This window comes from Desulfonatronospira sp. (assembly GCA_003563255.1).
Classification (GTDB): Bacteria; Desulfobacterota; Desulfovibrionia; order Desulfovibrionales; family Desulfonatronovibrionaceae; genus Desulfonatronospira.
Genome location: PWSL01000385.1, coordinates 1 through 4,730 on the forward strand (window position 1 = coordinate 1; position 4,730 = coordinate 4,730).

Sequence of the window (4,730 nt, forward strand, 5' to 3'; positions counted from 1 at the left end):
GCCGGAACACTGCACCAAGATCGCTGTTGTTGGCTGCCTGGACAGAACCTCCGTGCATCTCGGCCACATAAACCACAAAGGCCAGCCCCAGGCCGCTGCCCCGGGTCTTGGTGGTAAAAAAAGGCTCAAAGATCTTGTCCTCCATGCTTAAAGGAACTCCCGGACCCTGGTCCTCTACTTCGATAAACCACCTGCTGTTCTCCAGTCCTGTACGGAGATTGATTCGGCCCTGCCATTCGTTGGCTTCTGCAGAATTCTTTAATAGATTATAAACCGCCTTGGCAATAAGATCTCTATCGGCACTGACCTCGATACCGGTATCGGGCAAATCAAGAACAATCTTTATGTCGCCCGATTCCTGCTGGATTTCAAACCTCTGCACAGATTCTTCAACCAACTGGTTCAGATCTACGTCTTCCCTCACAGGCTCAGCTGGACGGGCGAATGTCAGAAAGTCCTCCAGCAAACGGCTGATGCGACGTATTTCATCATCTATGAAATGCACCATGGGGTGATCATGTCCAATAGACGCCTCGTCTTTAAGAACATCCAGGGAACTTTTGATTATACTCAGGGGGTTTTTCACTTCGTGGGCAATGAGCATAGCGAATTTTCCCAGTTCTGCCATGGTCTTTTGCCTGGCCATATCCTGATAGGCCTGCTCCAGTTCTTTTCTGCTCTTATCAAGGGAGTCCAGCATGGAATTGAAAGCCAGAGCCAGTTCTCTGGTTTCCGGAATATTGTCCGGCCGGGCCCTGATTTTCCTGTCACCCCCGGCGATGCGGGACGCGACCCCGGCCAGTTCGTTGACCGGGTTAACCAGGGATCTGGATATAATATAAAAAAATAAAATGGACAATAAAGCCACAACAAGGGACAAAACACCGAAAGTTCTGAGCAGCGAACCCTGCAGGCCATGAATTTCCTGCAGGCTGAAATAGACCTCGACTTCTCCAATAATCCTTTCACCATCTTCCATGCTGAACAGGTGCAGGCCCTGAACACTGTCTTCATCAACCTCCCTGGTCCTGACCATGTCAGTGGCGACAGTGTACTCTCCAGGATGATCCTCAATGGAAGCAAAAAGGCTTTTGCCTGAAGAGTCGCTGATTCTTACCCCCACAACATCCGGTTCCGACATCAGACTAGAGCCAAGCCCTGCCAGCATCCTCTCATCATTAATCAAGAGCCCCAGTTCGGCATTTCTGGCAAGATTGCCGGATAAAAGCTGGTTTCTTTCATGGAACCTGTCCTGTACGTAACCACGCATCATGCCCAGGCCCAGATAACCCATTAAAAAAACAGGTCCGGCGATCAGCAGAAAAGCCGCCACGAGTAGACGAAAGTGAAAACCCGGTGCCTTCATTGATTCCTCTCCGGCAAAGTAATCCCCAGGCTCTTGAGTACCCGGTCATTGAGGATGATTTCATAAGCAGGCAATATCTCCTTGCAGGGCAGACTCTGCATAAGGTCAATAGCTAGATCCGCCGTCTGTTTGCCGATTTTTTCAAAATCCAGCACAAAAGCTGCCGCCGCCCCTGAATCATAAAAAAACCGGTTATATCCGACAACCGGTTTTTTATGGTGCAAGGCCTCTTTTATGATATATTCAATCAGGGTCTGAGAGCTTACAGTCCGGTCAGGCACCAGCCACAAAGCGTCTATTTTACGCCAGCCGGACTGCAGCGCCTCCGGAATCTCTTCTCTTGAGGATACCTCCAGAGGAACCAGTTCCAGACCAATAAAGCGGCCTATAACCTTTGCCTCCTGGAACAAAGGGGTGTTGAACTCTGGATCGAACAGGATGCCAATACTCTTAATTCCAGGCAAGACCTGCCGTATATCCCTTATCTGAGTGGAAGGAGGTATATATAATGAAACTCCGCAACCAGGCTCTATATGCTCATTGGCCAATGACTCAGGATTTAATACCATAGTATATACCTGAAGGGCTTCAATGTCCATGGACCAACCCAGCCTGGTGGCTTCAGGACCTATGGAAATAAACAGGTCCGGATCTGAGGCTGACACTTTCCTCTCAAGGTTAGCCGGTTGCTCCAGATCCTGCTGCTCCATAATGAACACGCTTTGCTGTAAATCTGCATGTTCATCAAGGGACCGGCGCAAGCCACCCAGAGCTTCCATGTATGGCTTTATGTACCGCGAAACCAGAATTGTAGCTCTGGAAAAGTCGTCCTGGCTTGTAAGGGCCATAGCCGGTGGGGGGATGAGGCAGAGAAAAAGCACCAGGGCGGCAAGCAGGTGCGCATGAAAAGACAGAAACTGGTGCGGCGGGTACTTCATGGTAAAATGCAGATTTCCCTGTTCACTGACCGGTTACCCGCAATACTTCCTCGATGGAAGTGGTGCCTTCCACCACCTTGCTCCAGCCGTCGTCGCGCAGCAGGGTCATTCCCTGGCTGACGCCCATTTTGCGAATGGCGACCACACTTTTACTCTGCAGAATCATTTCCCTTACCTCATCGTTTATGCTCAATAGCTCAAAAATCGCGATACGACCGCTGTAGCCGGTAAAGCCGCATCTGGCGCAGCCAGCAGGCTGGTAAACCTCTACGGGGCGGTCGCCGAATAATAAGTTGTACTTGTTTATCACCGCCTGGTCCGGAATATATTTTTTCTTGCAGTAAGGACAAAGCACCCGCACCAGTCTCTGAGCCATTATGCCTATAAGAGAAGAAGCCAGGAGGTAATCCTCCACTCCGATCTCGATCAGCCTGGAAATAGCTCCCGCGGCATCGTTGGTGTGCAGGGTGGAGAAGACCAGATGGCCGGTCAGAGCGGACTGAATGGCGATGTCGGCTGTTTCTTTGTCTCTTATCTCTCCGATGAGAATTACGTCCGGGTCCTGGCGCACAATGGATCTCAGGCCTGTTGCAAAATTCAGCCCGGCTTTAGGGTTGACGTGAATCTGGTTTATACCGTCCAGTTCGTATTCTACAGGGTCCTCGATGGTTATGATTTTTTTGTCTATGGAATTGATCCTGTTCAAGGCCGAGTACAGGGTGGTGGTCTTGCCACTCCCGGTGGGCCCGGTAACCAGCAGTATGCCGTAAGGTGAATGAATCAGGTTGTTGAAAATCTGGTACTCTCGTTGCGGAAATCCCAGTTTTTCCAGGGAAAAGGAGGCGCTGGTGCGGTCCAGAATACGCATAACCACGCTTTCACCGTATACTGTGGGCAGGCAGGATACGCGGATGTCAATATTTTTGCCTGCAATCTTGGTTTTTATGCGGCCGTCCTGCGGAACCCTTCTCTCCGCTATATCCAGCCTGGCCATAATCTTCAGACGGGTATTAACGGCCTGCTGCAGGTTCGGAGGCAGGGTCTGGTGCTCCTGGAGCAGACCGTCGCGACGAAAACGGATCAGCAGACGATCGTCAAAGGGCTCAATATGTATGTCGCTGGCCGCCTCTTCAACGGCGCTTGTAAGCACCTGGTTGACTTTCTTGATGACCGGCGCCTCAGAAGCCAGATCACGCAGGTGTTCAAGGTCCTCAAAAGCATAAGCTGACTCAGCGATTTCCTCAGCCGGCTTTTCATCTTCATCAGGAACTGCTTCACCCTGGAAAAAATACTGGGCTACCCATTGCCTGATTTTGTCCTTCCGGGAGACCGAAATCGATATATCAAGGTCAGGATAGAGCTTTTTCAAAGTATCCAGAACCAAATGATCAAAAGGATCATTGAGTATCACCCGGACTCTGGTTTCAGACAGTTCCAGAGGAAAAGCGACATGCTCATCCAAAAAGTCTGCTGATATATGTTTGAAAGGGGCTGGATTGTAATCATCAGGAATGCTTTCCAGAAACTCATAACCAAAAGAATCCTGCAGCAAAGTCAGGTAGTCATCTTCGGAAACCAGCCCTGAGCGGACCGCCAGCCTGTGAAACGGTTCGCCGTACTGACTGGCCCCGGCAACCCGTTCATAATCGCGGCGGGTAATAAAGTTTTTCTGGATCATCATATCCACCAGACTGTGCATAATTATTTATTCTCCATCGGCGTCTCGAAAGTCAAAAGTTATTCCAAAGCGGGCTATGCCCGCAACCCAAAAACATATTCTCACGCAAAGGCGCAATGGTCGCCAAGGAAGACAGGATATTTTTTAATTTATCACTCGTTTCGCGTGACAAATCAAAAAGCAGCCTATCACTACAGCGACATTTTATTTTAGCTGGAAGGGGACTGGCTCTTTTGCCGCCAAATAGTCCGGCCGTTTTACGGTTTAAGGTCGGCAAAAGTGCCTGTCCCCGGTGGCCCAGGCGTTTAAGCTGGAAGGGGACTGGCTCTTTTGCCGCCGGATAGTCCGGCCGTTTTACGGTTTGAGATCGGCAAAAGTGCCTGTCCCCGGTGGCCGAGGCGATAATTTACACTTAGTTTCGCTGTATTATTAACTGATAATTTTAAATCTCCAGTCATGGAAAATTATTAAATTGATGAAAAAATTAAATCATTCCAGAGATATTGACTGCCTGATTATTTTAGGCATGCACAGGAGCGGCACATCTCTGCTTTCAGGATGTTTGCATCTTCTGGGACTGGATTTGGGCTCAAACCTCATGAAACCTACTGAAAGCAATAAGCTGGGGCACTGGGAAAACTATAATCTTATGCTGGCCCATGATATTCTTTTCAAAGACCTTGGTTTCAGGTGGGATATGACCGGTAATCTTCCGAAGGGCTGGCTGGAAAGTAAGGCTGCCCATAAA

At 49.6% G+C, this 4,730-nt stretch carries 3 protein-coding genes and 1 pseudogene; 1 reads left to right on the forward strand and 3 read right to left on the reverse strand.

Going from position 1 to position 4,730, the window contains the following annotated elements; genetic code table 11:
- The 3 genes from QZP87_RS11200 to QZP87_RS11210 all read right to left on the reverse strand — a co-directional run.
- Window positions 1-1,366 (reverse strand): sensor histidine kinase (locus QZP87_RS11200; protein WP_291323009.1); only part of this gene is annotated, 1,366 nt, incomplete at its 3' end.
- On the reverse strand, window positions 1,363-2,304 hold the full coding sequence (locus QZP87_RS11205) for an ABC transporter substrate binding protein (RefSeq protein WP_291323010.1): 942 nt from the start codon (window positions 2,302-2,304) through the stop codon (window positions 1,363-1,365). The genes QZP87_RS11200 and QZP87_RS11205, both read right to left, overlap by 4 nt.
- A 22-nt stretch (window positions 2,305-2,326) precedes the next feature.
- Window positions 2,327-4,003: a GspE/PulE family protein gene (locus tag QZP87_RS11210; protein ID WP_291323011.1), complete on the reverse strand. Its 1,677-nt coding sequence runs from the start codon at window positions 4,001-4,003 to the stop codon at window positions 2,327-2,329.
- A gap of 454 nt (window positions 4,004-4,457) precedes the next feature.
- On the opposite strand from QZP87_RS11210, the pseudogene QZP87_RS11215 reads away from it, so the two are divergent.
- Window positions 4,458-4,730, forward strand: a pseudogene (locus QZP87_RS11215) (hypothetical protein); the annotation flags it as partial.

Coding starts and splice junctions, on each gene's coding strand:
- QZP87_RS11210 (WP_291323011.1), bottom strand. CDS start 4,003: ATGCACAGTCTGGTGGATATGATGATCCAGAAAAACTTTATTACCCGC.
- QZP87_RS11205 (WP_291323010.1), bottom strand. CDS start 2,304: ATGAAGTACCCGCCGCACCAGTTTCTGTCTTTTCATGCGCACCTGCTT.